The 1,745-nt window shown below is 46.2% G+C and carries 3 protein-coding genes and 2 pseudogenes; 2 read left to right on the top strand and 3 right to left on the bottom strand.

From position 1 onward, the window contains the following. A partial coding sequence (locus Xedl_RS19420) for a transposase (protein WP_143187500.1) occupies positions 1-348 on the bottom strand: 348 nt, incomplete at its 3' end. A gap of 73 nt (positions 349-421) precedes the next feature. Here Xedl_RS19420 and Xedl_RS19425 point away from each other — a divergent pair. After that, positions 422-676 (top strand): annotated as a pseudogene (locus Xedl_RS19425) (transposase); the annotation flags it as partial. Then, positions 595-843 (top strand): hypothetical protein, encoded by a 249-nt coding sequence (locus Xedl_RS29900; protein ID WP_167366731.1) that lies wholly within the window; start codon positions 595-597, stop codon positions 841-843. The pseudogene Xedl_RS19425 and the gene Xedl_RS29900, both read left to right, overlap by 82 nt. Before the next feature lie 267 nt (positions 844-1,110). Here Xedl_RS29900 and Xedl_RS19435 read toward each other — a convergent pair whose 3' ends face one another. Continuing rightward, a complete protein-coding gene (locus Xedl_RS19435) occupies positions 1,111-1,377 on the bottom strand; it encodes a helix-turn-helix domain-containing protein (RefSeq protein ID WP_074025350.1) in 267 nt (88 codons plus the stop codon). A 263-nt stretch (positions 1,378-1,640) separates the two neighbouring features. Next, positions 1,641-1,745 (bottom strand): annotated as a pseudogene (locus tag Xedl_RS26020) (integrase domain-containing protein); the annotation flags it as partial.

Raw genomic sequence — 1,745 nt, forward strand, 5'->3', positions numbered from 1 at the left:
TTGGCGTTGGACGCCGGCAGAATGCGTCCCTTTTTTGATAAAACCGGTTTCATCGATGATGAGGATGCCTTGCTCATCACCGAGATGGTCAGTCACATAGTCGCGTAAAATATCGCGGGCGGCTTCAGCATCCCAACGGGCACGTTCCAGAAAATATTGAATGTTATCAGGCGAGTGTTCACCCAACCATTCCGCCAGTTGCCAGCTATTTTTACGCTCAACATCACTGAGTAATCCTCGGAGATAGGCGAGACAGCGTTGCTGTGGACTGGCATGGTGAAATAATGGTGTCAGACGCGTGTGTAATGAGAGCAGTTCTTGTTCCCAAAGGTTAACAGGTGAGTGCATTGAACACCTCCCCCTATTTTCAGGAAAAATATATCATGAGCTATCATGCCACAATGGAGCGTACGACTGTAGTATTAGGCGCAGCCAGGATGAGAAACAAGAGCGGGCTTATTATATCGCCTATGCCCGCAGGGAACAGGCTGACCTGAAAACCCTGGCTCAGGTGGCAGGGCATCGCTGGGAAATTGAAAGTGGTTTTGAGGAAACGAAGGGGGAATGTGGCCTGGATCATTATGAAGTGCGGCAATGGCACAGTGGGTATCGGCACATTACCTTATCGCTATTAGCTCATGCGGTGCTGGCGGTCTTGCGGATACGGGAGAAAAAAAAACACCGACAGGATGGGTAGCCCTGAGTATCCCGGAACTGCGTAAGCTGTTGTCAAAATTGATGGAAAAAACGGGAGAGGCAGTCGAACAGATTTTACATTGGTCAGACTGGCGACGACGACACCAATACTATGCACAACAATGTCATTACCGTGTCTGGAATTAAAGATAATTATAACTGATTGAATGTAATAAGTATATTTTCATATTTTCCTTTTATGCCTCTTTTAGTGCCCCTATATTCTTTTACTTGCTTTAGTTCATGTATCTGACTGATTTTACTTATTTATATTGCTTATTGTGTGCTTTTTCATCATTTTAAAGCAAAAAAGCCGTGAGGGTTAAAAATGGTCAAATCGGGCTGCCATTTCACGCTCAGGGCTTGATATAAAAAATGTTCATTTTTACGACGTCGATCACAAGTTGAAGCGGGTTATTCCTGTGGTTTACTGCGAGCCTTACGTTCAATCAGTTGACCACTAATATCAAAATAACGACTCGGCCAGATTTCTGAAGGGTGGATACCGAGATAATTCGCGATAATCCACTCGCCTTTGGGCCACTGCCTGCTGAGTGCATTTGCTAATGTTGATGAACTGAGTCCCGCTTCACGAGAGACCGCCGCTAAGGTTGTACCGCGCTTACGTAATGCAGCAATAATATCGGCCTGATGCCAGTCAGTTCTAATGTTGTTATTCATTCCTGCTACCCCTTCCATTAATTAATATTGATGGTGGCGATTCAAGGCAGGGTTCGCAATACCGGAGATCAACCAATCCGGCGAGGCCGAAGCCTCCCCTGCCTGAACCGCCATAGAAAAGGCGAACGCAGGCGCACTGGCAGAAACATCCTACCAGTGGGTTGATCATTACAGGGTTGCGAATCCCCGACCACTAGATTTTGCTAATGGCGGGAATACTTTAACTGATTGTTTTAGCTTACTCAATAACTGAACGACTAAGTTTAACAGCTATAAACCCGCTCTACATAACGCCCGCGACCATCACCGTGCCCCAAATCCATTGAAACCAATGCCCTTGCCTCCTGACGACTAAAACCATTCTGTTG

Source organism: Xenorhabdus eapokensis (assembly GCF_001908105.1).

Excerpts from the sequence above, each read along its gene's own strand:
- Xedl_RS29900 (WP_167366731.1), top strand. The coding sequence starts at position 595 with ATGGCACAGTGGGTATCGGCACATTACCTTATCGCTATTAGCTCATGC.
- Xedl_RS19435 (WP_074025350.1), bottom strand. The coding sequence starts at position 1,377 with ATGAATAACAACATTAGAACTGACTGGCATCAGGCCGATATTATTGCT.